The organism is Pseudomonas sp. PDM18, assembly GCF_014852585.1.
Lineage (GTDB): Bacteria > Pseudomonadota > Gammaproteobacteria > Pseudomonadales > Pseudomonadaceae > Pseudomonas.
Genome location: NZ_JACVBX010000002.1, coordinates 628155 through 652379, shown reverse-complemented (window position 1 = coordinate 652379; position 24225 = coordinate 628155). Strand labels below are relative to the sequence as shown.

The following is a 24225-nucleotide window of genomic DNA, read 5'->3' as shown; positions in this document are numbered from 1 at the left end:
AAGGAGAGCACCATGCTCGACCCGATCCTGAGCCGCTGGCTCGACGAGCACGCCGAGGGCCTCGACCTCGGCCATTCCGATCCGCAGAGTGTACTGCCGCAACTCGCCGCTGCCGGCCTGTTCGCCATCGGTGTGCCGACAGAACGCGGCGGCAGCGGCGGCACTGTGCTTGATGCGATCGACGCCATCGCCGAGGTCGCCAGCCATTCCCTGACCGCCGCTTTCGTCTTCTGGGGCCAGCGCGCCTTCATCGAATACCTGCTGCAGAGCCCCAATCGCGAACTGGGCGACCGCCTGCTGGGCGAATTGCTCGATGGCAGCCTGGCCGGCGCCACCGGGCTTTCCAACGCCATGAAGTTCCTCTCCGGCATCGAGAACCTGCAGGTGGCCGCCACGCCCGCCGGCGATGGCTGGACGCTGGACGGCCGCCTGCACTGGGTCACCAACCTGCGCAAGGGCCGCTTCGTGGTGGCCGCCGCCATCGAGCGGCCGGGCGCGGCGCCGCTGGTGGCAGCCATCGCCTCCGATAGCGACGGCCTGACCCGTTCGGACGATCTGCAACTGCTCGGTCTGCAATCGAGCAACACCGCGGCGCTGGATTTCTCCGCCGTCGAGCTGCCTCGCGAGTGGCTGCTGCACGACGATGCCCGCCAGTACCTGCCGACCGTGCGCCCAGCCTTCCTCGGCCTGCAATGCGCGATGACCATCGGCCTCACCCGCAAGGCCCTGGAAACCGTGCGCAGCCACTTGAGCGACCGGCGTTCAGTGCTGCGCGAGGAAGAACAGCGTTTGAGCGAGGAGCTCGACGAGCTCATTGCGCAGCTGCGCGACGGGCTGCTGAAAGGCGTCTTTCTCGGCGAGCCGGCGAAGCTGTTCCGCATCCGCATCGGCCTGGCTGAAGGCGCGGCAGCGGCCGTACAGCTGGAGCTGCAGGCCAGCGGCGGCAAGGCCTATCTCAGCGAGTACGGTGCGGCGTTCGCCCGTCGCTGGCGCGAGTCGGCCTTCGTACCGATCGTCACGCCCAGCCTGGTGCAGCTGCGAGCCGAACTGCAGAGGCAGGGACGGGCATGAGCGAGGTGATCCTGCAGGCCAGCGACGTTGCCCTGGGCTACCCCGGCAACAACGGCTGGCGCAGTGTGCTCGAAGGCTTCGCGCTGGAGCTGGCGCCGGGGGAGGTGGTGTCCATCCTCGGCCCCAGCGGCGTCGGCAAGTCCAGCCTGCTGCGCGTGCTCGCCGGATTGCAGAAACCTGCCGCCGGCAGCGTGCGGTTGCTCGGCCAGCCCATCGATGGCCCGCACCCGCGCGTCGCCGTGGCCTTCCAGGACCCGAGCCTGCTGCCTTGGCTGAGCCTGGTGAAGAACGTCGCCTTCGGCCTCGACTTTACTCGCCAGCCGAAACTCGACAAGGCCACGCTGCAACAGCGCGTGGACGACGCCATCGCCGCGGTCGGCCTGAGCCACGCCCGCGACTTCATGCCCGCGCAGCTGTCCGGCGGCATGGCCCAGCGCACCGCACTGGCTCGCTGCCTGGCGCGGCAACCGCAAGTGCTGTTGCTCGACGAACCCTTCGGCGCGCTGGACGAAGTCACCCGCGCCGACATGCAGCAACTGCTGCTCGGCGTGATCCACCAACGGCGCACCGCCGCCGTGCTCATCACCCACGACATCGACGAAGCCCTGCTGCTTTCCGACCGTATCCTGCTACTGGGCGACACCCCGGCGCGGACGTTGGGCGAGTGGCGCATTGACCTTCCGCAACCCCGTGCGGACCTGGTCGAGGAACTGGGCGCGCTGCGGGTCGAGATACTCCTAACCCTACGGCGGGCAAGCCGCACCCACGCAAATATCCCTTCTGCGCAGGAGCCTGCCCATGTGCCTGGACGACCCCACACACTCCCGACGTGACATCCTCAAACTCGGCGCGCTGCTTTCCGCCGCCGGTGCTTTGCCACTGCTGACCAGCCTGCAGGCGCGCGCCGCCAGCGAGCCGGATGCGCCGGTGCGCATCGGTTACCTGCCGATCACCGACGCTACGCCGCTGCTGGTAGCCCACGCCAATGGCCTGTTCGACGCCGAAGGCATCAAGGCCGAACGCCCGGTGCTGCTGCGCAGCTGGGCACAGGTGATCGAGGCGTTCATCTCCGGCCAGGTCAACGTCATCCACCTGCTGTCGCCAATGACCGTCTGGGCGCGCTACGGCAGCAAGGTGCCGGCCAAGGTCGTCGCCTGGAACCACGTCGGCGGCTCGGGCCTGACCGTGGCTCCGGACATCAGTGACGTGAAGCAACTGGGCGGCAAGACCCTGGCGATCCCGTTCTGGTACTCGATCCACAACGTGGTATTGCAATCGCTGCTTCGCGACAACGGCCTGCAGGCGGTGAGCAAACCGGCCAACGCCGCACTGGCCGCCAATGAGGTCAATCTGGTGGTGCTACCGCCGTCGGACATGCCGCCAGCGCTGGCGTCCAAACGCATCGCCGGGTACATCGTCGCCGAGCCCTTCAATGCCCTGGCGGAAAACCTCAAGGTCGGGCGCATCCAGCGCTTCACCGGCGACGTCTGGCGCAACCATGCGTGCTGCGTGGTGTTCATGCACGAGCACGACCTGAACAACCGGCCAGAGTGGTCGCAGAAGGTGGTCAACGCCATCGTCAAGGCGCAGCTGTGGACGCGCGACAATCGCGCCGAAGCGGCCAGGCTGCTGTCCAAGGACGGGGAGAATCGTTATACGCCCCATGCCCCCGAAGTGCTCGGCCGCGTGCTGGCCCCGGCGGTCAGCGAACGCCAGCAGTACCTGGCAGACGGGGCGATCCGCCATGCCGACTGGCACGAGGAACGCATCGACTTCCAGCCGTATCCATTCCCCAGCTACACCGAGGAACTGGTGCGCCGCCTGAAGGACACGCTGATCCAGGGCGACAAGAGCTTCCTCGCCGCGCTGGAACCCACGCAGGTGGCGAAGGACCTGGTGGACGACCGCTTCGTACGCCAGGCGCTGGCCGGCGTCGGCGGACTGGGCGCCTTCGGCTACCCGGACAATTTCGAACGCCGCGAGGAGATCACCACGTGACACCGGTCGTGCTTTCCACGCGCAGCCACTGGGCGCTGGGCCTGGCCGGGCTGCTCGCGCTGCTCGGCCTGTGGTGGCTCGGCGTACGGATGTTCGGCGGCGACGGCCTGGGGCAGCTGTTTTCGCCCCGGACCACCTTCACCAGCCTGGGCGAGCTGCTGGCTCGCCCTGAGCTGTACGAACACGTGTTGGTGAGCCTGAAACGGGTGCTGATCGGCCTGCTCCTGGCGTTGGCCGTGGGCGTTCCGCTGGGGTTACTGGTGGGGGCGTCCCGCCAGTTGGAGGCGGCCACCACGCCGGCGTTCCAGTTCCTGCGGATGATCTCGCCGTTATCCTGGATGCCCATTGCAGTAATGCTGATGGGTGTGGGTGACTCGCCGATCTATTTCCTCCTGGCCTTCGCCGCCGTCTGGCCGATCCTGCTCAACACCGCCGCCGGCGTGCGTCAGCTCGACCCACGCTGGCTGCAGCTGTCGAAGAGCCTGAGCGCCACGCCGTTCGAGACGCTGCGCAAGGTCATCCTTCCCGGCGTGCTCGGCCACGTGCTGACTGGCGTGCGCCTGGCCATCGGTATCCTCTGGATCGTCCTGGTGCCCTGCGAGATGCTCGGCGTCAGCGCCGGGCTCGGCTACTACATCCTCGACACGCGGGATCGCCTGGCCTACTCGGAGCTGATGGCCATGGTGCTGCTGATCGGCGTACTGGGCTTCGCCCTGGATGCGCTGGCGCGCAGCCTGTACCGGCGGCGCGGGTAGTTGGAGATGCACAGGCGGCCCAGGGGAAGACGTTAGGGAAGGCCTTGAAGGCGGCCGGTGACCTGGGTGTGGGTCTTGCCGCCGATCCAGATATGGCCCGCGCTATCGCGTGATACGTGGACCCGCCCGTGCAGGCCGAGTCGGGTTCCCTGCGCGGCGACATAGGCCCCATCGATCACGCCGGTGGAGAACAGCCACTGCGCCAGGGAAGCGTTGAGGCTTCCCGTGACGGGGTCTTCGACGATGGTGCCCAGGTGATTGTTGAAGAACGCGCGGACCTCGACGGCGGCATCGCCCTGGAAGTGCGGCCCGACCACGCCGATGTCGATCCTGCGCGGCCAACTGCGTTGCGGGGCCAGCGCCAGCACTTTTTCCGCCGAAGCCAAGCGGATTCCCAGCCAGCCCGGACCGTTGTCGACCCACGCGGCATCGACAATCTCGCCTGATTCTATCCGCAGGAATGCAATCGCTTCACTCAACTCTTCCTGCGTGGGGCAGCCGCTGCGCATGAGCGGTGGCGCGGCAAAGGAGAGAAGCTCGGGCTCACGGCGAATCGTCACCAGGCCAACGCCGCACTCCTGGACGATCTCCGTCGCTTTCCTCGCGGCGCGCCCGGTGGACAGCCAGGCATGGCAACTGCCGAGGGTAGGGTGCCCTGCAAACGGCAACTCCCTGTCGAGCGAAAATATCCTCACCCGGTAGTCCGCCGCCGGGCGGGTGGGCCGCATCAGGAAGGTGGTCTCCGATAGGTTGAGCCAGCGCGTCAGGCGCTGCATCTCCCCGGTCGTAAGCTCATCGGCGCCCAGCACGACCGCCAAGGGGTTGCCGGACAGAGCCCGGGTGCCAAACACATCGATCATCTGAAATTCATGGGTCACGACACCGCTCCTTGCCTGGGTACGGTTGGATGGGGATCGATTAGGAGCCTCAGTTGGGCGCGACCAGAAGCTTCACGCCCGCGACGGCGAACAGCGTCGAGAAGAGCCCCTGAATCCAGCGGCCGAGCCTGGAATAGACAGCGATCATCCGGGCGGTCGAAAACAGGAGGGCGTAGCCACCGAATATGCAGATCCCGAGCACGGCACAGCCGCCGATGATCGTCGGCAAGGTGCCGCTGGGAGCGCCTTGCTGAAGTCCCAGCGACATGATTGCCAGCCAGGACATGATCGCCTTGGGGTTGCTGATGTGCATCAGCACGCCCTGGCGGTACAGAGGTACATAGCGCGGAGGCGTTCGTGGCGCATCGGCGCGGGTGAAAGCTTCGATCGGCCGGAGGGCTGACCTGCCGGCGCGTACCGCCAGGTAGAGCAGGTAAAGGCCGCCCAGCACCTTGATGACGATGAGCGCCTCGGCAAAGGTGGCCAGCAAGGTGGAGAGACCGGTCGCCGCCAGCCCTGCCCAGGTGAGCGAGCCCGTCATCACCCCGCACGCGAGGACGAGGGCGGGAAGGCGGCCGTCGCGCATTGCCGTGGCCATGATCGCCATGTTGCTCGGCCCCGGACTGGCCGCGGCCAGGAAGTAGGAGCAGAAGGCGAGGGCGATGGTGCTGCTGATCATCTGGCCTCCGTTGCCTCGCCGTGCCAGCGAGGCTGTGGTGGAACGGTTGAATGTCGCCAATCACCCTAATGCACGTTACACTTTTGATCTATTTAAATAGTGTCACGCAACACTATTAATCACTCGGGACACCCAACATGCTTCTTCGATCGCCCTGGACGCCGCGCCTTGCTCAGATTGACGCAAGCGCCGCCGAGCGACTGGTAATGGCGCTGGCCGATGACATCATCGAGGGACGCCTGCGGGGCGGCGACCGCCTGCCGGCCCATCGCGATCTCGCCTGGCAGCTGGAAATCGGCCTGGGCACGGTGACAAAGGCCTATGCGGCTTTGGAGCGGCGGGGGCTGGTGCGCAGCGTCAAGGGCCGCGGCATGTTCGTGGCGATCCGACAGGCCCATGAGGACCGGGTGATCGATCTATCTTCCAACGTGCCGCCGGCGATGCTCTCGGCGCGTCTGCTGGCGCGCACCCTGGCCGGCGTCGCACGGAAGATCGATGCCGATCATCTGAATCTCTACTCGCCTCCCGCCGGCCATCTGGAACACCGGCGCCTGTTGGCCCGCTGGCTCGAGTCGCTGGGGATCGAGGTGGACGCGGCGAATCTGGCGCTGACCAGCAATGCCCGCCAGGCGATTTCACTGGCGTTCGATCTCGCCTGCGGGCCTCAAGGAGTGATTCTGACCGAAAGGCTCACCTATCCCGGCGCCATCGCGCTGGCACGACGCAAGGGTTATCGGATGCGGGGCGTCGCTATCGATGCCGAAGGCATGGTGCCGGAGTCGCTCGCGCAGGCACTGGACGGTGTTGCTTCCGGCACCAACACGGCGGTCTACCTCACACCGACACTGCACAACCCGACCACCGCCACCATGGGCGCGGCGCGCCGGCAGGCGATTGTCGAGGTATGCCGGCAGGCCGGAGCCTGGATCATCGAGGACGGCGTCTACGCGCTGGGGCCGCCTGCACTGCCGGCGCTGGTGACGCTGGCGCCCGAGCGTGTGCTGCACGTCAATGGACTGTCTAAGTCGATCGGTCCCGGCTTGCGCATCGGCGTGCTAGCGTTGCCAGCGGCAATGACCGGCGTGGCCCACGACGTGCTGCAGGACATCCCGATGGCCCCATCGCCGCTGTCCTGTGCCGTCGTCGAGGAGTGGTTGTCCAGCGGTGTCATCGCCTCCATCCCGCAGGACTTACGCCATGAAGCAAGCCGGCGGTCGAGCCTGGCGGTTTCGCTGCTCGGCGCGACCGAACTCGTCGCGCATCCAGACGCCTATCACCTCTGGTTGCCGATGCCCCTCGAGGCTGCCGATCAGCTTGCCGCAGCGGCTGCTTCGGTGGGCATCCGAGTGACGCCGCCTGAATCGGTCATGGTTGACCCGTGCGACCCGGCATCAGGTATTCGCCTTTGTCTCGGCGGTCCATCGCTGGAGGAGGTGAGGGGAGGGCTGGCGCTTCTGGGAAGAATCCTGCAGGACAGTCAGCGCTCGGCCATGTGACGACACACGGGCGCTCGACCTGGGAATATCCAGACGACACGCCCGTGTGCCGCCTGGATATTTCGCCGTCAGCTGGCGAGGAAGGCGCGCTGCTGCGCCTCGTCCTGCTCGGCCTGACGCTCCAGGCCGATGAAGCGCATTATCCGCTCGCCGCAGTCGCCGTTGCGAATGCGCGCCGGCGCCGCGTCGACCTGCACCTGACCGTGCTCCATGAAGATCACCCGGTCGGAGATCGACAGGGCAAAGTCCATCTCATGGGTGACGATCACCATGGTCATGCCTTCCTTCGCCAGATCGCGGATCACGTTGAGCACATCGCCCACCAGCTCCGGGTCCAGCGCCGAGGTCGGTTCGTCGAACAGCATGATCGCCGGCGCCATGGCCAGCGCGCGAGCGATGGCCACGCGCTGTTGCTGGCCGCCGGAGAGCTGGTGCGGGTACTTGTTGGCATGGGCCAGCAGGCCGACCTTGTCCAGCAGCGCGAGGGCCTTCTGCTCGCAGAGGTCGCGCCCGGCCAGGCCGTGGAAGCGCGGCGCCAGGGTGACGTTGTCGAGGATGGTGCGGTGCGGGAACAGGTTGAAGTTCTGGAACACCATGCCGATGTGCTGCACGCCGTCGCGCAGGCGCGCCGGGTCGGGCTTGCCGGCTTCTATATAGGGCTTGCCGAACAGCGCGGTGGCGCCGCCGTCGATGCCTTCCAGGCCGTTGACGGTGCGAATCAGCGAGGTCTTGCCGGAGCCGGACGGGCCGATGATCGACACCACTTCGCCGTTGCCGACGCTCAGGTCGACGCCCTTGAGGACTTCGTGGGTGCCGTAGCTCTTACGGATGCCCTTGAGCTGCAGCGCGGGCGGGGCACCGGCGGGGGCGGCCTCGCGGCTGGCCACGGGAGTTGCCGGGAGGGTCTTGCGCAAGCTGTCCAGGCGCTCGTCCGCCAGGGTGTCCGGTTTGCGCGCGTTGAGGTCCAGACGGTGCTCCAGGTACTGCAGGCCCCAGCCGAACAGGGTCACGATCAGCACGTAGTAGATGGCCACCGCCGAGAGGGTTTCCATCACCAGGAAGTTCTGCGCATAGAGGCGCTCGCCGACCTGCAGCAGTTCGGTGAGGGAGATCACCGAGACCAGCGAGGTCAGCTTGACCACGGTGACGTACTCGTTGATCAGCGTCGGCAGCGAGATGCGGAAGGCCTGCGGAATGACGATCAGGCGCTGGATGCCGATGCTGCCCATGGCCAGGGCGCGGCCGGCTTCCTTCTGGCCCTTGGCCACGGAGATCAGGCCGCCGCGATGGATCTCGGCCATGTAAGCCGCCTCTGTCAGCACCAGGGCGAGCAGGCCGGAAATGAACGGGTTGGACAGCAGGGCGCCGCTGGCCGGGAACAGCTGCGGCAGGTTGTAGACGAACACCACCAGCACCAGCAGCGGCACGCTGCGGAAGAACCAGATGTAAAGCCCTGTCGGCACGCGCAGCCAGCGCGAGCCGGAGAGCTTGGCACAGGCGAGGAAGAAGCCCAGGACCATGCCGATCAGCCAGGTCAGGGCGCTCAGCTCGATCACCGTGACGCAGGCCTTCCAGAAATCCGGCAAGGAGAAGAGGGAGAAGAAATAGGACCAGTCGAACTGCATGGGCACCTCGGCGAGCGGGGTCAGGCGCGAGGCCAGCCCCGTCTTTCATGTTGCGTTAAAGCGGATCACTCGGTCGCCGGAGCTTCTTCGAGAGCGTACTTCTTCAACAGGGCAGCGAATTCGCCGCTGTCCTTGGTCTTCTGGAAGGCGGTCTTGAGTGCGTCGTACAGCTCCTGATTGCCCTTCTTCACATACATGCCCAGGGTTTGCTTGTAGATCAGCTCGCTGGAGCTGACGACCACGCGGCCCTTTGAACGCTCGGCGATCATGTGCGCAGCGCCGGAAATCTCCACCTGGGCCTGGACGTTCTTCGACAGCAGCGCCTGGGTCACTTCCGGTGCGGACGGGTACTCGCTCACGCTGATCGCACCCTTGCCATTAGGAACGCAGTAGGTCTTGGACAGCTCCTCGAACTTCGGTACCCAGGTGGTACCTTTCTCCAGGCCGATCTTCTTGCCGCAGAGGTCTTCGGGCTTTGCCGGGCGCTCCGCGCTGTCGGCCGGGACCATGATGGCTGCGCCCGTCTGCGCGTAGGGGATCGCCAGGGCCTGGGCGGCGCGCTCGGGGGTGACGTACATGCCTGAGATCACCGCGTCGAAATGACCGGCGTTCAGGCCCAGAATCAGCCCGGAGAACTTGGTGTTCACGAAACTCGTCGTGAGGCCCATGTGCTTGGCCAGCAGCTCTGCCAGTTCGGGGTCCGAGCCGACCACCTTGTCGCCGTCATAGGACTCGAAGGGCGGGTAGGTGATTTCCATGCCGACCTTGAACTGCCCCGGCGTGGCGGTCAGGGCGGCGCTGGCGGTCTGCAGGGTGCCCAGGAGGGCTGCGCCGGCGAGGGCGGCAGCCAGGAGGGTGCGGGTGGTTTTCAGCATCGTGATTGCTCCAGTCTAGGGTTGCGCGCGGCTTCAGGAAGGCTGCGTCTGTTTTTTCAGGTGGCCGAAGCTGGACGGCTTGCGCGCCCGCTCCGGCAGTGCCAGCTCACCGTCGGCGACCTTGCGGCGCAGGTAGCTGTAAGTCTGCAGCGCCTGGCTCCACATGTGCTCGCCGATGGCGATGGTTTCGTAGTCCTGGCTGCCGTTGTCGAACTGCGGCAGCGGGCGGATCTGCGTGTGGTAGTCGCAGGCGTAGAACAGCGGGAACGAGTAGCGCTCCTCGCGCACCGTGCGGACGCGGTGCGCGGTGGCCACGAAGGCACCGTTGGTCATCACCTCCAGCATGTCGCCGATGTTCACCACGAAGGCATCGGGCACCGGCGGCGCGTCGATCCACTCGCCGTCCTCGTTCATCACTTCCAGGCCAGGCTGCGTGGCGTGCAGGATGGTGAAGCACTCGTAGTCGGTGTGAGCCCCGATGCCTGGTGCATCCTGCGCAGCGCCATCGAAGGGGTAGTGGATCAGGCGCAGTTTCGACGGCGGCCGGCTCACCAGCGGGTCGAAGTAGCCTTCCTCCAGGCCCAGCGCCAGGGCGAAGCCATCGAACAGCTTGCGGCCGAGGGCGAACACCGCCTGGTAGTAGGCGCTCACCTGTTGCTGGAAACCGGCCACCTCCGGCCAGCGGTTGGGCCCCAGTAGCGGCGTGCCGGCTAGCACCAGCGGATCGTCGGCGGCTACTTCGAAGCCGACGTCGAAGGCCTCCTTGTGGTCCGGCTTGCCCTTGGCATAGACCTCTTCACCTTCCGGGACGAAGCCCTTGTGGCTTTCAGAGACGCCGATGTAGTGGCGCATCTTGGCGTCCAGCGGCTGGGCGAAGTAGGCCCGTGCGGCGGCTTGCAGGCCCTCGATCAGCTTCGGGTCCAGACCGTGGTTGCGGATGTAGAGGAAGCCCACTTCACGGGCTGCCTTACCCAGTTCGACCGCCACCGCCTGGCGCTCGTCCAGGCGTTCGCTGAACAGTCCGCCGATGTCGATGACGGGAATGGAGGTGAAGGCCCTGCTCGCTTGCTCCTGCATGTTCGATGGCTCCAGTTCGGATTCAGGATTGGAGGAAGCGCTGGAAGTGACGCCGTTCTTCTTCGGCTATCCAGCGGTTCAGCGCCCACAGATCGGCGATCGGGGCATTGGTGAAGGGCAGGTGGTGCAAGTAGCCGTCCGGGCCGAATTCCGGAGTCAGCGTGGTGATCTGCTGGCCGCGAGCCTGCTGGGCGCGCCAGACGGCTTCCCAGTGCTTCTGGTGGAAGGCCAGTGCGTTGGCGTATTCCGGCGCGCCGGGATGCGGCACTTGCGGTCCCTGGTCGTAGCCGACGCGGGCCTGGATGTGCTGCACGCGCTCGACGAAAGGCGTGAGGTCGTCGGCGGGGTCGTCGAGCAGACGCTCGCAGACCACCACCCAATGGCTGATGTCGGTGGTGAAGCGCAGCTCGGGGACCTGGCGAATTAGCTCCAGGGTCACCCAGGGGCTGTACAGCGAGCGGGCGCGGTGGATTTCGAAGAGGCAGGTCAGTTCCTGCGCGGCGGCGAGCTCGAGGGCGCTGCCGAAGAAGTCGACCTGCGCGGCCAGTGGCCAGCGGTCGTTGCCGGCCAGGGTGTTGACCAGCCGGGGCGACAGCTCAGCGGCATAGCCAAGCTTGCACCGCAGGTCGTTCAAGTGCACCTGCGGGCTGGCCGACTGGTCGGGCAGCACATCATGGGCGGTGAACAGGGTGGCGATGTAAGGCACATCCTCTGCGGCCAGCAGCTGTGCATACTCGGCGCGCTGGGCAGGATCGAGGGGCAGGCGCGCTTCCAGGCCGTCGAAGCCGGCCTCCCGCAGTTCGGAAATGGCCTGCGGCCAGCCACGGGTATAGCCCCACAGGGTGCGGAAGATCTCGAGTCGCATGAACGAACTCCGGACAGAGTGAACCGCGCCGTCGGGCACGGCGAAGGATTCGGCAGGAGGTTCAGCGCACGGGCGCGGCGACTGAAGGCGTCAGGCGACGAAACGAATCGGCGGACGTGGGGGAGGGTGTCGAAGGGGAGAACTGCACACGCATGGACATGGTGGTATTCCTCTGACAGACCTCTGCTTCGCGGGTCTGTACTCGCCGATTGTTGTTGTATGCCGGGCGTGTTGCCGCCGGGCTTTGGCAGTAAGGAACAACAGCACGGCCGGAGCTTTTCGGGCGCTCCGGTCCGCGTAGACCAAGACCTCTGCGGCTTGGCGTGGATGCAGTTGTCGCAGCTTGATGCGCTGGAAAAAATAGTCCGACGCAAATAATTACTTCAGGCTTTTCTAAAGTAAATCTCCCTGTAAGGACGGGATACTCGCGCCATCGATAGCCAGCCCATGGCGCGGTCGCATCGTCGCCGCGGGTGTCTGGCGACCTGCGGGACATCAACTATCGGCCTCAAAAGGTAAGCCGGCTCCGCTGGCCTGGTCGCCTGCCGCAAAAGTCAGTCGATCGGCTTGCGCAATTGCGGCGAGGTCTCGCGGCTTTCGGGATACACGGCCCGTATCTGCCGTAGCCACTCGGCGCTTTGAATTGCAGCAATCTGAACGGAGTGATGGAGCGTCAGCGCATTACGCAGGGTCTTGCTCCAACTGCAACGATAGGCGGGGCGCAAGGACATGAGAGTCTTGCAGAACTACAGATAACCCTGGATAGCTGCCAGATCGGCCATATGTTATTTAACATAATATACATTATGCGAAGCCTAGGGTAATCCCAACGGCCACCAACACCGGCAACCAGAAGCTGGTGTCGCCGCTTTTTAAAAAATGGATTTTCGTTTTTTGAAAAATGGACTCTTTGATTTCAGAGACTTATGCGTACTTTCGCCGCCGCAGAGCCGTGTCTGTTTCAGTCTCGTTTTTAAAAAACGAGACTGAAACCTTATCAGTGCCACTGACCTAGGAACCTGCGCGCCGAATCTCTAAATGCAGAAATCGGCAGGCAAACGGGTGCAAATGATTTCGCAGTGCGAAATGCGCGAGTTATGGCTCTCACTCCCCGCTTGCCCATACCCGTAGTGAATCAATGCATCCTTGCTGTGAGAGTCCAAACCTTCCGTCACACGGCAGTAAATGGTGTCTGGCCTCAACTGGCCAGCCTGCAGTGTCGTCATCAATAGCAAGCCAACCGCTCAGTCTCGCTCGTGCTGCGTGACGGCAAATCTGTTCGTATCGTGACGCTCCATCCCACCAGCTTTGATCTGCTGAGTTGCGAGCCATTGTGCTGTGCCATGTGGCACTGATTACTCGGTCCCGAATGGCTTCTGGGAGATATCCCCGTGTGCGATGGAAGCCAAACTGGCGAACCCAGCTAGTGCTTAGAACAATACTAACCTGCGGCTGGTCCGCCAGAGCCCGCATCAAAAAAGGGGTCCACATGAACAGTTGGCCCTCGCCGCGAAGCTGCAAGCCTTATAGCCTCGCAGCCACGTCTCGATTTCCATGCCTCAAAATCCCCAGCCACTGTTCGACACCTTTGCCCGCTTTCATGAACTCAGTTTCCTGGGGCTTAACTCAGAGCTTCCTGTCGTTCTCGGCTTCCTGCGGAATTTGCCTGACCAAACCATGGCAATTGACAGCTACCTGGCCGTGCGCGGATTTCTGAAGTCCTACGCAGGCAATGAGGCTACTTACAACTCGTACCGCACCCACGTTGAACGCCTGCTTCTCTGGTCAGCTCTGGTGGCTGAAAAACCATTGATTGATCTGCGTCGAAAAGATGCCGAGGCCTTCATGGAATTCTGCCTCAATCCTCCTGCCGACTGGATCGGCCCTGTGATCAAGTCGCGCTTCGTGCGGGTCGGCGGTCGCAAGAAGCTGGAGTCCGACAGCTGTGTCGTCAATCCAGACTGGCGCCCCTTCTCCAGCACCCTGGCCAAGCGCGAACGCAAGCTTGCTGCCGAGATGCTGAGCGAGTTGCCCGAGCGTCCTTATCGCATGTCCCAGGGGTCGGTGGCGCAGGTTTTCGCAGTGTGCGGCAGCTTCTTCCAACACGCTATGGACGAAGGCCTGACCGAGGTGAATCCGTTCCGCGCGGTCAAACAGAAGTCCATTTATAAGCAGCGCAATACCCTCGACGTCGCCTCCCGCTCGCTGACCCAGTTGCAATGGAACTTCGTCATCGAGACAGCCGAACTGATGGCCGCGGAAGATCCGCAGCACGAACGCACGCTGTTCGTCATTGCCACGCTGTTCTCCATGTACCTGCGTATCTCCGATCTCGTCGGTCGCGATAACTGGGAACCGACCATGGGTGATTTCCGCCGCGATAGCACCGGTAACTGGTGGTTCCACGTGGTCGGTAAGGGCAATAAGGCCGCCAAGATCAGCGTGCGTGACGACTACGTGCAGGACTACCTGGTGCGCTACCGCCGTCACCTGCGACTGCCTCCCCTGCCCTCGCCCCAGGATAAATTTCCATTGCTCACCACCCTGAGAGGACGCGCCGGCCTCTCTGATCGCCACATCCGGCTACTCCTGCAGGAAGTCTTCGATCGATCGCTGAGGCGCATGGCCGCCGAAGGTTGGAGTGACGATGAAATCGACCAGCTACGCTCCGCCTCGTTGCACTGGCTGCGCCACACCGCTGCAACCTTCGATGCCCCCCACCGAGATATGAAGGACTTACAGGCTGATCTCCGCCACAACAGCCTCAGCACCACGCAGAACACCTACTACAACTCGCTCGACGAGCAGCGGGCTCACTCAATCAAGGGATTAAAGGTATAGCGCTAGTGGCGCACTCTGGGTGCTTAGTCTATCCATCCGAGACATTCAGTTGACTCGTGCAGGTGCAACTTCCATGGCTTTGTTGGATATTTCGCGAGATCAGACCTCCAATTAGCTTTTGCACCTTTAGGCCGCCCTGGATCGTTCACTGAGATATTGCGTACCGCTCCTTCTGCTTTGGGCTCCTGCCGCACGGCCACGCCAGAGTGACTCATGCAACCCTTCAAAAAGACAGGAGCAGCACCGGCACGCTCGGCTTGCGCTTGAACGTGCCAGCCGCTCATCTGCTCCTGCGTAAAACGGTATCCGCGGGCTATTGGGCTCAGATGGCCTTTTCCAGCTCCGGCACGAGCTCGAACAGATCGCCCACCAGGCCGTAGTTGGCCACCTGGAAGATCGGCGCCTCTTCGTCCTTGTTGATGGCCACGATGACCTTGGAGTCTTTCATGCCCGCCAGGTGCTGGATGGCGCCGGAGATGCCCACCGCTATATGTTGCTCCTGAGCGGTATTCGGGCCGACCGAAACCACCACCACTTCGCTGGCGACGCCCTACTCTTTCAGGCGCACCGCTTCTTCCACGGCGATTGCACAGAACGGATTGAGGGCCATCTTCACGTTGGCGAGGTCGACGCCGCTGTCGTCCGCCTTGACGCGAACCTTGACGTTGAAATCGACCACGCGCTCGACTGCGACGAGGATATTCATCGGGGAAACGGGCCACGTGCGGCCCGGACCAAGGAAAGGCGCTGGCGGGTTTACTGGGCGGCCGGCGGTGCCGGCGGCGCGGTCAGATTTTGCAGGCGCATCATCGCCTGCTTGGCCGCCAGGCTCTGGTAGTTGATGTTCGCCGGGTTGAGATTCTCCCCTTCCTGGAACGGGTACTGAGGGATGGTCGCCATGAACTTCTGGATCTCCGCCCGGATCGGCACGAACAGCCAGAGCTGGTCGGCGCGCCAGCGCATGGCCATCTGCGAGTCGTTGTTGGCGGTCTCGAAGGGGTCGGCTTTGAGGTTGGTGATGCGCGGGAAGTTGGTCACCTTGCGCGTGCCCGAGCCGATATCGCCGTCGACGCTGGCGAAGCTGACCTTCCAGTCCTTCCAGCGGATGGCGTTCAACTCGCCGCCCATGCCGAAGTAGAAGTACTCCTCACGCGGGCTGTCCTTCGCCTCGCCCTTGAAGAACGGCAGGAAGTTGTAGCCGTCCAGGTGCACCTTGAATGGCTTGCCATTGAGGCTGGAGCCCTTGGCCATCTCCGCCACCAGATTGGGGTCGCCGGCCGCGGCGGCCAGGGTCGGCATCCAGTCGTTGTGGGCGATCATGTTGTTTAAGCGGCTGCCCGGCTTGATCACTCCCGGCCATTTCACCAGCAACGGCACACGGTGGCCGCCCTCGTAGGTGGTGCCCTTCTCGCCGTAGAACGGCGTGGTGCCACCGTCCGGCCAACTGACTTTCTCGGCGCCGTTGTCGGTGGTGTAGATGACGATGGTGTTGTCGGCGATGCCGAGGTCGTCGAGTTTCTTCAGCAGCTCGCCGATCTGCCCGTCGTGCTCGACCATGCCGTCGGGGTACAGGCCGATGCCGGTCTTGCCTTCGGATTCCTTCTTCAAATGGGTCCAGACGTGCATGCGCGTGGAGTTGAACCAGACGAAGAAGGGTTTGTCGGCCTTGTGCGCCTTGTCGATGAAGTTCTCGGTGGCCTGCACCAGTTCATCATCGATGGTTTCCATGCGCTTGCGGGTCAGCGGGCCGGTGTCCTCGATCTTGCCGTCGGCGTAGGAGTGGATCACCCCGCGCGGGCCGTACTTCTTACGGAACTCCGGGTCCTTGGGGTAGTAGTAGGTCTCGGGCTCCTCCTCGGCGTTCATGTGATAGAGGTTGCCGAAGAATTCGTCGAAGCCATGTTTTGTCGGCAGGTGGTTGTCACGGTCGCCCAGGTGGTTCTTGCCGAACTGCCCGGTGGCGTAGCCCTGCTGCTTCATCACATCGCCGATGGTCGGCGCCCAGTCGGGAATGCCGTGCTCGGAGCCAGGCATGCCGATGGTCAGCAGGCCGGTGCGGAACGGATGCTCGCCCAGGGCGAAAGCGGCGCGGCCGGCGGTGCAGGACTGCTCGCCGTAGGCATGGGTGAACAGCGCGCCCTCCTTGGCGATCCGGTCGATGCTGGGCGTCTCGTAGCCCATCATGCCCTGGTTGTAGGCACTGAGATTGAAGTAGCCGATATCGTCACCGAAGATCACCAGGATATTCGGCTTGTCGGCAGCCATCGCCGCCAGCGACGCGCCCAGCAGGGTCGTCGCCAGGGCCACGCCTGGCAGCAGCTTACGCAGAAGGTTCATGACAGCTCTCCGGTTTGGTCTTGTTGTGTGTCGAGCGATATGTGCAACGTTGCCTCAGGCGTCCTGCATCAGCGTGCTGTAGGCCTGTAAGTGATAATCGTCGTCACCGAACTGGCGGGCGATCATCAGCAGATGTTTGGCGTGGTGGGAGAACGCATACTCCCAGGTCAGGCCGATACCGCCGTGCAACTGGATACCCTGGTCGGCGATGAAGCGCCCGGCGCGACTAATGATGTACTTGGCGGCGGCCAGGGTCCGGCTGCGGTCGTCGCTGTCCGCCTCATCGGCCACGCATGCCGCCAGCAACGCCATGGAAGTGGCCTGTTCCAACTCGATGCGCATGTCGACCATGCGGTGCTGCAGGGCCTGGAACTTGCCGATCGGCTGACCGAACTGCTGGCGCACCTTCAGGTAGTCGAGGGTCAATTGGCAGGCCGCCTCCATGCTGCCCAACGCTTCGCCGCACTGCGCCGCGATGGCCCGCCCCTGTTGGTAGTACAGCGCCGGCAAAACCTTGCCCTCTCCGCCCAGCAAGGTCGTATTGGCGACGAACACGTCCTCCAGGTACAGGTCGCAGGCCTTGCGCCCGTCCGTGGTCGGGTACTCGCGTCGGCGCACGCCGGTACTCTGCGGGTCGAGCAGAAACAGGCTGACGCCCGCCGCGTCGCGTTCGGCGCCGCCCGTACGGGCGGAAACCAGGATCAGCCCGGCGCTATGCCCACCGAACACCGCGGCCTTGTGGCCGTTCAGGCGCCAGCCGCCGTCGACCTTCTGCGCGCGGGTGCGCAAGTCATGCAACTGGTAATGGCTTTGCGGCTCCTCCAGGGCCACCGCAAGTTGCAGGCTGGCGTCGGCCACTCGCGGCAGCAACGCTTCGCGTTGCGCCGCGCTGCCCAGTTGGGCCAGCAGGCCGCCGCCGAACACCACCGAATGCAGGAAGGGTTCCAGACACAGGCCACGGCCCAGTTCCTTGGCGATCAGCAGGATGTCCACCCCGCTCCCGGCGAAACCGCCATATGCCTCGGCGAAGGGCGCGGCGGTCAGGCCGAGCGCACCCAGTTGCTGCCAGGCATCGGCGCTGAAGCCCAATGGGCTGCGCAGGAAAGTCTCGCGCTGCTCGAAGCTATAGGTGTCGCGAACCAGGCGGGCCGCGGTGTCCTGCAGCATCTGCTGCTCTTCTGTGAGTTTGAAGTCCATGTTCGGGGCCCCTTACAGCTCGAGGATCATCTTGGCGATGATGTTCTTCTGGATTTCGTTGGCGCCGCCGTAGATCGAGGCCTTGCGGGTATCCAGGTACTGGTAGGTGGCGGCACTGCTGTCGGCGTTGTGCAGCAATGCCTGGCCATCGCCGTAACCGATTTCCTCGTCGAGGAAGGGCAAGGCATAGGCGCCCACCGCCTTGCTGATCAGGTAGGCGATCTGCTGGCGCAGCTCGGTGCTCTTGATCTTCAGGATCGAACTCTCGGCGCCGGGCGCACCGCCATCGCGGGCGGCAGCCAGGGTGCGCAGATTGCTCATCTCGGTGGCCATCGCCTGCATCTCGACGTCGGCGATCTGCGCGCGGAACAGCGGGTCCTCGAGCAACGGGCGGCCATTGCGCAGTTCACGGGCGGCCACCCGCTTCAGGCGTTGCAGCATGATTTTGGTCATGCCGATGGCGGCGATGGTGGTGCGCTCGTGGGTGAGCAGGTACTTGGCGCAGGTCCAACCTTCGTTCTCGCGGCCGACCAGGTTCTGCAGCGGCACCCGCACGTTGTCGAAGAACACCTCGTTGACTTCGTGCTCGCCATCCAGGGTGATGATCGGGCGAATGGTGATGCCGGGGGTTTTCATGTCGATCAGCAGGAACGAGATACCGCGTTGCTGCTGCGCTTCCGGGTCGGTGCGGACCAGGCAGAACATCCAGTCGGCGTAGTGCGCCAGGGTGGTCCAGATCTTCTGGCCATTCACCACGTAGTGCTCGCCATCCCGCACGGCGCGGGTCTTCAGCGAAGCCAGGTCGGAGCCGGCGCCCGGCTCGGAGTAGCCCTGGCACCACCATTCGCTGCTGTCGAGGATGCGCGGCAGGAAGCGCGCCTTCTGCTCCGGCGTACCGAACTTGATCAATACCGGCGCGACCATCTTGGCGCCAAAGGACACCACTTTCGGCGCCCCGGCGACAAAGCACTCCTCCTCGAAGATGTGCTTCTGCACCAGGCTCCAGCCGGTGCCGCCATATTCCACCGGCCAGCCCGGGGCCAGCCAGCCGCGCTGGTTCAGGGTGCGCATCCAGGCCACCTGGTGCTCCTTGCTCAGGCGCTTGCCCTGGAGGATGCGCGTGGATATCTCGGCCGGCAGCTCGCTGCGCAGGAAGGCCCGAACCTCCTCGCGGAAGACGATTTCCTCGGGCGTGAAATGTATGTCCATCGGGTAGTTCCTTGGGTATCCGTCGGCGGCGAGGCCGGGTATCGGCTGGGCAGCCCTCGCGGCACCGGGCCGCGAGGGCGATGGCTCACTGGTCGAAAACGATCACCGAACGCGCCAGCTCGCCGCGGCGCAGTTCGTCGAAGGCCTCGTTGATCTGCTCCAGGCGGATGCGCTGGGAGATCATTTCGTCGAGTTTGAGGCGCCCCTGCAGGTAGAAATCCACCAGCCGCGGCAGGTCCACCGGGAAGCGGTTGGAGCCCATCAGCGAGCCTTGCAGGCGGCGCTCGTTGAGCAGTTGGAAGGGGTCGACCTCTATCTTCAGGCCCGGCTTGATCATGCCGATCACTGTTGCCGAGCCACCGCGCGCGAGCATGGCGAAGGCCTGTTCGGCGGTCTGCTTGAGCCCGATGCACTCGAAGGAGTGGTCGACGCCGCCACGGGTCAGTTCGATGACTTGCTTCACTGCGTCGCCGCCCGAGGCATTGACCACGTCGGTGGCGCCAAACTGGCGGGCCAGTTCCAACTTCGAATCGAGCATGTCGACCGCGATGATCCGCCCTGCCCCGGCCAGCGCCGCACCGTTGATCGCCGCCAGGCCGATGCCGCCGCAGCCGAGCACCGCCACGGTTTCACCCGGGCGCACCTTGGCGGTGTTGAACACCGCGCCGGTGCCGGTGGTGACGGCGCAGCCCAGCAATGCCGCGCGGTCCAGCGGCATGTCGCGGCGGATGGCGACGCAGGCGTGCTCGTGCACCAGCATCTGCTCGGCGAAGCCGGAAAGATTGACGAACTGCGGCATCGGCTTGTGCGCATAGGTCATGCGCGGCTCTTCGCCCTTGCCGCGACGGGTTTCCGGCGACACGCACAGCGCCATGTGTCCGGTGACGCAGTGCGGGCAGTGGCCGCAGTAGACGGTCAGGCAGGTGACCACGTGGTCGCCGGGCTTCACCGTGCGCACTTCCGAACCCACCTGCTCGACCACCCCCGCCGCCTCATGGCCCAGCACCATCGGGCCGGGATACGGGAAGGCCCCTTCGATGACGTGCAGGTCGGAATGGCAGACGCCCACGGCATGGGTGCGGATCAGCACTTCACGCGGGCCGGGCTTGCTGATGCCGACTTCCTCGATGCTCAGGGGGGCGCCGACTTGATGGAATACCGCAGCTTTCATGAGTTTTCTCTCGCAACAGGACAGGAAGGCGCGGCGGACCACCGCCACCGCGCTCGTGGAGATACGCAGGGCGAACCTCAGCCCGCGCGCAGCACGGCCTTGGCGTGGCTGAAGGTGCGGAAGCCGTCGATGCCGTGGTAGGCACCCATGCCACTGGCGCCGACGCCACCGAACGGCAGGCTTTCCATCGCGGCGTGCTGCATCACCTCGTTGAGGGTCACGCCGCCGGAGCAGGTGGCGTTGAGCAGCAGCGCCTCTTCGCCGGCGTCCTGGCCGAAGTAGTAGAGGGCCAGCGGGCGCGGCCGCGCGTTGATGTAGGCGACCACCTCGTCGAGGGATTGGTAGGGCTTGATCGGCAGCAGCGGACCGAAGATCTCGTCCTGCATGATCCGCAACTCGTCGCCGGGGTTCAGCAACAGGGTCGGCGCGATCTTGCGCAACGCGGCATCGAGCACTTCGGCGGCCGGGTTCAGTTCGACCAGCTCGACGCCGGCGGCGCGGGCTTCGTCGAGGTAGCCTTGCAGCCGCTGGTAGTGGCGCGCATTGATGATCGCGGTGTACTCGGGGTTGTCCGCAAGCTTCGGCAGGAAGCCGGCGATGGTCGCCTTGGCCACCGCGACGAAGGCATCCAGCGATTCCTCCGGGACGAACACGTAGTCGGGGGCCACACACAGTTGCCCGGCATTGAGCACCTTGCCGACGACGATCTTGGCCACCGCTTTCTTGAAATCGGCGGAGCGGGAAATCACCGTCGGCGACTTGCCACCCAGCTCCAGGGTCACCGGCACCAGATTCTCGGCGGCGGCGCGCAGCACGTGCTTGCCGATGCTGCTGGCGCCGGTGAACAGCAGGTGGTCGAACGGCTGGCTGCAGAAGGCCTGGCCAACCTCGGCGCCACCGGTGATGACGGCGACTTCGTCCTGGGCGTAAGCCTCGGCGATCAGCCGGGCGAACAACTCGGAGGTCTGCGGGGTGTATTCCGAGGGCTTGAGCATGACCCGGTTGCCCGCCGCCAGGGCGCCGGCTAGGCCGTTGAAGAACATGTTCCCAGGCACGTTCCAGGCGGTGACGATGCCGACCACGCCCAGCGCCTGGTACTGCACCCAAGCCTCGCCGCGGGGCACCTTGCGCGGTTGCGGCTGCATCCACTCGGCCAGTTCGTCACGGGTCTGTTTCAGTGTCGCCAGCGGCCCCAACACTTCGCTGAAGCGCGAGAACATCGGGCTGCGCTGGCCGAAATCGGCGGTCAGCGCATCGATGATCGCCTGTTCGTTGCGGACCAGCAGGTCGATCGCTCGATCCAGCAGTTCGATGCGCTGTTCGGCGCTCCAGGCGCCGGCGGCGCGACTGGCGGCGCGTTGCTTATCGAGAATGGCGCGAATGGCGGCGTGGGGCGAAGAGTCAATGGCGCTGGTCACAACGGCTCCTATTGTTCTGATGTCATCGGGCATGGCGCAGCCATCCGTGGTCCGTCCTGGGGGAGCGAAAGGTAGATGGCTGGCCCCGCAGCGGGTTTTCGCCATCTTTGAACCTTTTTTGCAGGAGGGCCCCACCCGCCTCAGGTGGTAAGGAGGGTCGCTGCACCCGCGCCTCAGATCAGCCCCATCGCCTTGGCGAAGACAATCGCCTGGGTGCGCCGGGTGCTGCCCAGCTTGGCGTTGATGTTCTTGGCGTGGTACTTCACGGTGTTCACCGAGAGGAACAGGCTGTCGGCGATCTCCTGGTTCGACATGCCGCGCGCCAGCAGCGTCAGCACCGCGGACTCACGCGGGGTCAGGTCTTCCAGGCGGGCGCAGAAGCTCGCCTCTTCCGCCACGTCCGGGCTGGCCTTGAGGGGGCTATCGAACGATGCGGCGACAGTCTTCTCGGCAACCTCGGGCAACTGCCTGAGCAGCGCCCGCGCCTCGCGCTCAAGCAGGCGCAAGCGACGGCTGGCACAGTCCCCGGCCAGGGCATTCAGGCGCAGGCGCGCCTGTTGCGGCAGGCCCAGGGCGATTTCCGCTTGCGCCACGATCAGCTCTATTTCCTGCGGCAGGCTGGGATGCAGCAGCGACGGCTGGCATGCCTCGGCACTGCCGGCGCGGCGCAGCAGCGTGCGCCACTCGCCACGGCGGGCGAGCACGCGCAGCGAGTGCAGCAGCACCGATCCGCCGTAGCACTGGCTGTCGATACGGCCGCAATGCATGCGCCGCTCGGTCTCATGCAGATGCAGCAGCGCCTGCTCATGCTGGCCGGTGCGGCTGGCCGCTTCCGCCAGCAGCAGGTGGCCGAACTGGATGTACGGCGCCGAACTGTGCTGCGCGTGAGCCAGCCCCGCGCGCAATGAATCCTCCGCCGCCCCGACGCGGCCACGGAGCAGGTGCAGTTCGCCCTGCAGGAACAACAGGCGAGCCAGCAGCGGATCGCGCGGGATATGCGCCGACGTTCGCCACTCCAGGGTTTCCGCCAGCAACGCCTCGGCGATCGAGACTTCATCGAGCAGTATCAGCAGGCGCAGGCGATCGGTGTTGATCAGTACTTCGCTGTCCAGGCAGCCCTCGCGGCGCGCCAGTTCCACGGCTTCGTCCAGCAGCTCGCGGGCCTCGGCGAGTCGGCCGCCGGCCATGGCCAGCCGGGCCAGTGTCGAATAACACACGACGATGGAGATCCAGTCTCCCGACGGCAGATGGCGCAAGGCTTCCTGACAGGCCTGGCACGCCTCCTCGGCCTGCCCCCGTGAGGCCAGGCCGAGCCCCCGCAGCGCCTGCCAGTTGGCACGCAGTCGCACGTCCAGTTGCGGGTCGGCGCAAGGCAGGAAGCGTTCCAGTTTCGCCAGGCACTGATCGGCCTCGCTCAGGCGCCCGCTGCCGTACAAGGCCAGGGAGCACAGATAGATCAGCCGCGGGGTGCTTTCGAGCAGATAGCCGGGCAACTGCTCGCGCCACTCCAGCAGGCGGTGCAGGTTGTGCTCGGCCAACTGCCAGCTCGGCAGCAGCTTCTGCATGTAATTGGCGGCCACTTCCGGCTGCTCGGCTTGCAGCGCCTGCTCGATGGCTTCGTTCAGGTGACCGGCGATGCTCAGCATCCGGCACGAGTGCAGGCGCAAACGCGACAGCTCGGCCGCCTCGACCCGCTCCTGCAGCGCTTCGGCCACCACCGGCAGCACGCGGAACCAGGCGCCGCGCGCCTCCAGCGGGAAGATGAAGGCCTGGCATTGCAGCAGCCGCCGCAACACCTGGCGGCCGCCGTGCTCCTCCCACAATTGCGCGCAGAGATCGGTGGAGAACCTCGGCAGGTGGGTCAGCCCGTAGAGAATATTGCGTTCGGCATCGCCCAGGCGGGCCAGCAGTTCATGCTCCAGGTAGTCCCGGATCAGCCCGAGGCCTTTGCCGGGATCGCTGTCCGCGCCGCCGCTGAGCAGCAGTCGGATACCCGCCCACCAACCTTCGGCACGCTGCCAGAGGTGCTCGCGCGCGGGCGCCGGCAAGGGGCTGGAAGAAACCTCGAGCAAGCGCTCGAACTCTGCGCGGGTCATCGCCAATTCGGCGGCATCCAGCTCCAGCAACTCATTGCGCAGCATCAGCCGCGGCAGGTTCCAGTTCGGCCGCTGGCGGCTGCTGACCCACAACTGCAGGTGGCTGCTGGGCAACGCCAGCAGGTGGTCGAACCAGTTGTTCAATTCTATCGACAGCTCACCGGGCAGATCGTCCAGCACCAGCTTGAGCGGTGCCGGATGGGTGGCGAAATACCTCAGCAAAGTGGCCGGCCCGGCGCCCTGAGGCAGGTTCAGATCGAGCTCCAGGGCGATACGCGCGGACAACGCCTGCAGCGATTCGACCTGTCCGCCCAGGCTCAGCCAGACCACCTGCTCACCCGCTGCAAGCTGCGCCAGGCTCTCGCCGAGCAGAACGCTCTTGCCGTAGCCGGCCGGTGCGCAGAGCAGGCACAGACGCTGGCGGCTGCCACGTAAACGCGCCTGCAACTGTTGCCGGGGAACGTGCCCTGACGGCAGGGCCGGCAGGCAAGCCCAGCGCCCATTGGCGTGCGGAAGAGTGGCACCCAGACCTTGCATGACATACCTCGATCTATGGCGTTAGACGAAGCGATCACTCCAGCCAAGGAACGCAATCGCGCTCCTGTGCTGCATTGGCAAGCATCTTGGAAGTGCCGGG

Annotated in this window: 20 protein-coding genes and 2 pseudogenes; 6 read left to right on the top strand and 16 right to left on the bottom strand. The window is 64.9% G+C overall.

Annotated features, from left to right (window positions below; translation table 11 throughout):
- The first annotated feature begins 12 nt into the window (after positions 1-12).
- From IB274_RS07730 to IB274_RS07715, 4 genes are read left to right on the top strand one after another with little or no spacing between them, the layout of a single operon-like run.
- The gene (locus IB274_RS07730) at positions 13-1071 is read left to right on the top strand and encodes an acyl-CoA dehydrogenase family protein (protein ID WP_192431409.1); all 1059 of its coding nucleotides are present in this window, start codon (positions 13-15) and stop codon (positions 1069-1071) included.
- Positions 1068-1904, top strand: coding sequence for an ABC transporter ATP-binding protein (locus tag IB274_RS07725; RefSeq protein ID WP_192431408.1), 837 nt, complete (start codon positions 1068-1070; stop codon positions 1902-1904). The genes IB274_RS07730 and IB274_RS07725 overlap by 4 nt, the downstream gene beginning before the upstream one ends.
- Positions 1870-3069, top strand: a complete 1200-nt coding sequence (locus tag IB274_RS07720) for an ABC transporter substrate-binding protein (protein WP_192431407.1) — start codon at positions 1870-1872, stop codon at positions 3067-3069. Before IB274_RS07725 ends, IB274_RS07720 begins: the two co-directional genes overlap by 35 nt.
- A gap of 8 nt (positions 3070-3077) precedes the next feature.
- Complete coding sequence (locus tag IB274_RS07715) at positions 3078-3824, top strand: ABC transporter permease (protein ID WP_192431487.1); 747 nt, start codon at positions 3078-3080, stop codon at positions 3822-3824.
- Between the two features lie 32 nt (positions 3825-3856).
- Here IB274_RS07715 and IB274_RS07710 read toward each other — a convergent pair whose 3' ends face one another.
- Positions 3857-4684, bottom strand: coding sequence for a PhzF family phenazine biosynthesis protein (locus IB274_RS07710; protein ID WP_192431486.1), 828 nt, complete (start codon positions 4682-4684; stop codon positions 3857-3859).
- A 67-nt stretch (positions 4685-4751) separates the two neighbouring features.
- The gene (locus tag IB274_RS07705; RefSeq protein ID WP_192431406.1) at positions 4752-5381 is read right to left on the bottom strand and encodes a LysE family translocator; all 630 of its coding nucleotides are present in this window, start codon (positions 5379-5381) and stop codon (positions 4752-4754) included.
- Positions 5382-5518: 137 nt separating this feature from the next.
- Between IB274_RS07705 and IB274_RS07700 the strand changes: the two genes are divergently transcribed.
- Positions 5519-6877, top strand: a complete 1359-nt coding sequence (locus IB274_RS07700) for a PLP-dependent aminotransferase family protein (RefSeq protein WP_192431405.1) — start codon at positions 5519-5521, stop codon at positions 6875-6877.
- A 68-nt stretch (positions 6878-6945) separates the two neighbouring features.
- Here the strand turns inward: IB274_RS07700 and IB274_RS07695 are convergent, their stop codons facing one another.
- From IB274_RS07695 to IB274_RS30090, 6 genes are all read right to left on the bottom strand, one after another.
- Complete coding sequence (locus tag IB274_RS07695; protein WP_192431404.1) at positions 6946-8502, bottom strand: amino acid ABC transporter permease/ATP-binding protein; 1557 nt, start codon at positions 8500-8502, stop codon at positions 6946-6948.
- A 65-nt stretch (positions 8503-8567) separates the two neighbouring features.
- Complete coding sequence (locus tag IB274_RS07690) at positions 8568-9377, bottom strand: ABC transporter substrate-binding protein (RefSeq protein WP_192431403.1); 810 nt, start codon at positions 9375-9377, stop codon at positions 8568-8570.
- 33 nt (positions 9378-9410) lie between these two features.
- Positions 9411-10454 (bottom strand): isopenicillin N synthase family dioxygenase, encoded by a 1044-nt coding sequence (locus IB274_RS07685; RefSeq protein WP_192431402.1) that lies wholly within the window; start codon positions 10452-10454, stop codon positions 9411-9413.
- A 22-nt stretch (positions 10455-10476) separates the two neighbouring features.
- Complete coding sequence (locus IB274_RS07680; RefSeq protein ID WP_192431401.1) at positions 10477-11319, bottom strand: sugar phosphate isomerase/epimerase family protein; 843 nt, start codon at positions 11317-11319, stop codon at positions 10477-10479.
- A gap of 554 nt (positions 11320-11873) precedes the next feature.
- Entirely contained in the window at positions 11874-12050 is a 177-nt protein-coding gene (locus IB274_RS07675; RefSeq protein WP_192431400.1) for a hypothetical protein, read from the bottom strand.
- A gap of 373 nt (positions 12051-12423) precedes the next feature.
- Positions 12424-12792: an HAD domain-containing protein gene (locus IB274_RS30090; RefSeq protein WP_225614748.1), complete on the bottom strand. Its 369-nt coding sequence runs from the start codon at positions 12790-12792 to the stop codon at positions 12424-12426.
- An 81-nt stretch (positions 12793-12873) separates the two neighbouring features.
- Between IB274_RS30090 and IB274_RS07665 the strand changes: the two genes are divergently transcribed.
- Complete coding sequence (locus IB274_RS07665; protein WP_192431398.1) at positions 12874-14160, top strand: tyrosine-type recombinase/integrase; 1287 nt, start codon at positions 12874-12876, stop codon at positions 14158-14160.
- A 322-nt stretch (positions 14161-14482) separates the two neighbouring features.
- Here IB274_RS07665 and IB274_RS07660 read toward each other — a convergent pair.
- From IB274_RS07660 to IB274_RS29930, 8 genes and pseudogenes are all read right to left on the bottom strand, one after another.
- Positions 14483-14656 (bottom strand): annotated as a pseudogene (locus IB274_RS07660) (electron transfer flavoprotein subunit alpha/FixB family protein); the annotation flags it as partial.
- A 57-nt stretch (positions 14657-14713) separates the two neighbouring features.
- A pseudogene (locus IB274_RS07655) lies at positions 14714-14866 on the bottom strand (electron transfer flavoprotein subunit beta/FixA family protein); the annotation flags it as partial.
- A gap of 50 nt (positions 14867-14916) precedes the next feature.
- Positions 14917-16497, bottom strand: a complete 1581-nt coding sequence (locus IB274_RS07650; RefSeq protein ID WP_192431397.1) for an arylsulfatase — start codon at positions 16495-16497, stop codon at positions 14917-14919.
- A gap of 54 nt (positions 16498-16551) precedes the next feature.
- A complete protein-coding gene (locus IB274_RS07645; RefSeq protein WP_192431396.1) occupies positions 16552-17694 on the bottom strand; it encodes an acyl-CoA dehydrogenase family protein in 1143 nt (380 codons plus the stop codon).
- A 12-nt stretch (positions 17695-17706) separates the two neighbouring features.
- Positions 17707-18903: an acyl-CoA dehydrogenase family protein gene (locus IB274_RS07640; protein WP_192431395.1), complete on the bottom strand. Its 1197-nt coding sequence runs from the start codon at positions 18901-18903 to the stop codon at positions 17707-17709.
- 85 nt (positions 18904-18988) lie between these two features.
- Positions 18989-20074, bottom strand: coding sequence for a Zn-dependent alcohol dehydrogenase (locus tag IB274_RS07635; RefSeq protein ID WP_192431394.1), 1086 nt, complete (start codon positions 20072-20074; stop codon positions 18989-18991).
- Positions 20075-20151: 77 nt separating this feature from the next.
- Positions 20152-21492 (bottom strand): coniferyl aldehyde dehydrogenase, encoded by a 1341-nt coding sequence (locus IB274_RS07630; protein WP_318652857.1) that lies wholly within the window; start codon positions 21490-21492, stop codon positions 20152-20154.
- Positions 21493-21665: 173 nt separating this feature from the next.
- Positions 21666-24125, bottom strand: coding sequence for a LuxR C-terminal-related transcriptional regulator (locus IB274_RS29930; RefSeq protein ID WP_192431392.1), 2460 nt, complete (start codon positions 24123-24125; stop codon positions 21666-21668).
- Between the last annotated feature and the right edge of the window lie 100 nt (positions 24126-24225).

Excerpts from the sequence above, each read along its gene's own strand:
- IB274_RS07720 (WP_192431407.1), top strand. The coding sequence starts at position 1,870 with ATGTGCCTGGACGACCCCACACACTCCCGACGTGACATCCTCAAACTC.
- IB274_RS07645 (WP_192431396.1), bottom strand. The coding sequence starts at position 17,694 with ATGGACTTCAAACTCACAGAAGAGCAGCAGATGCTGCAGGACACCGCG.
- IB274_RS07650 (WP_192431397.1), bottom strand. The coding sequence starts at position 16,497 with ATGAACCTTCTGCGTAAGCTGCTGCCAGGCGTGGCCCTGGCGACGACC.
- IB274_RS07695 (WP_192431404.1), bottom strand. The coding sequence starts at position 8,502 with ATGCAGTTCGACTGGTCCTATTTCTTCTCCCTCTTCTCCTTGCCGGAT.
- IB274_RS07675 (WP_192431400.1), bottom strand. The coding sequence starts at position 12,050 with ATGTCCTTGCGCCCCGCCTATCGTTGCAGTTGGAGCAAGACCCTGCGT.
- IB274_RS29930 (WP_192431392.1), bottom strand. The coding sequence starts at position 24,125 with ATGCAAGGTCTGGGTGCCACTCTTCCGCACGCCAATGGGCGCTGGGCT.
- IB274_RS07680 (WP_192431401.1), bottom strand. The coding sequence starts at position 11,319 with ATGCGACTCGAGATCTTCCGCACCCTGTGGGGCTATACCCGTGGCTGG.
- IB274_RS07730 (WP_192431409.1), top strand. The coding sequence starts at position 13 with ATGCTCGACCCGATCCTGAGCCGCTGGCTCGACGAGCACGCCGAGGGC.
- IB274_RS07725 (WP_192431408.1), top strand. The coding sequence starts at position 1,068 with ATGAGCGAGGTGATCCTGCAGGCCAGCGACGTTGCCCTGGGCTACCCC.
- IB274_RS07705 (WP_192431406.1), bottom strand. The coding sequence starts at position 5,381 with ATGATCAGCAGCACCATCGCCCTCGCCTTCTGCTCCTACTTCCTGGCC.
- IB274_RS07690 (WP_192431403.1), bottom strand. The coding sequence starts at position 9,377 with ATGCTGAAAACCACCCGCACCCTCCTGGCTGCCGCCCTCGCCGGCGCA.
- IB274_RS07635 (WP_192431394.1), bottom strand. The coding sequence starts at position 20,074 with ATGAAAGCTGCGGTATTCCATCAAGTCGGCGCCCCCCTGAGCATCGAG.
- IB274_RS30090 (WP_225614748.1), bottom strand. The coding sequence starts at position 12,792 with ATGCGGGCTCTGGCGGACCAGCCGCAGGTTAGTATTGTTCTAAGCACT.
- IB274_RS07685 (WP_192431402.1), bottom strand. The coding sequence starts at position 10,454 with ATGCAGGAGCAAGCGAGCAGGGCCTTCACCTCCATTCCCGTCATCGAC.
- IB274_RS07640 (WP_192431395.1), bottom strand. The coding sequence starts at position 18,903 with ATGGACATACATTTCACGCCCGAGGAAATCGTCTTCCGCGAGGAGGTT.
- IB274_RS07710 (WP_192431486.1), bottom strand. The coding sequence starts at position 4,684 with ATGATCGATGTGTTTGGCACCCGGGCTCTGTCCGGCAACCCCTTGGCG.
- IB274_RS07700 (WP_192431405.1), top strand. The coding sequence starts at position 5,519 with ATGCTTCTTCGATCGCCCTGGACGCCGCGCCTTGCTCAGATTGACGCA.
- IB274_RS07665 (WP_192431398.1), top strand. The coding sequence starts at position 12,874 with ATGCCTCAAAATCCCCAGCCACTGTTCGACACCTTTGCCCGCTTTCAT.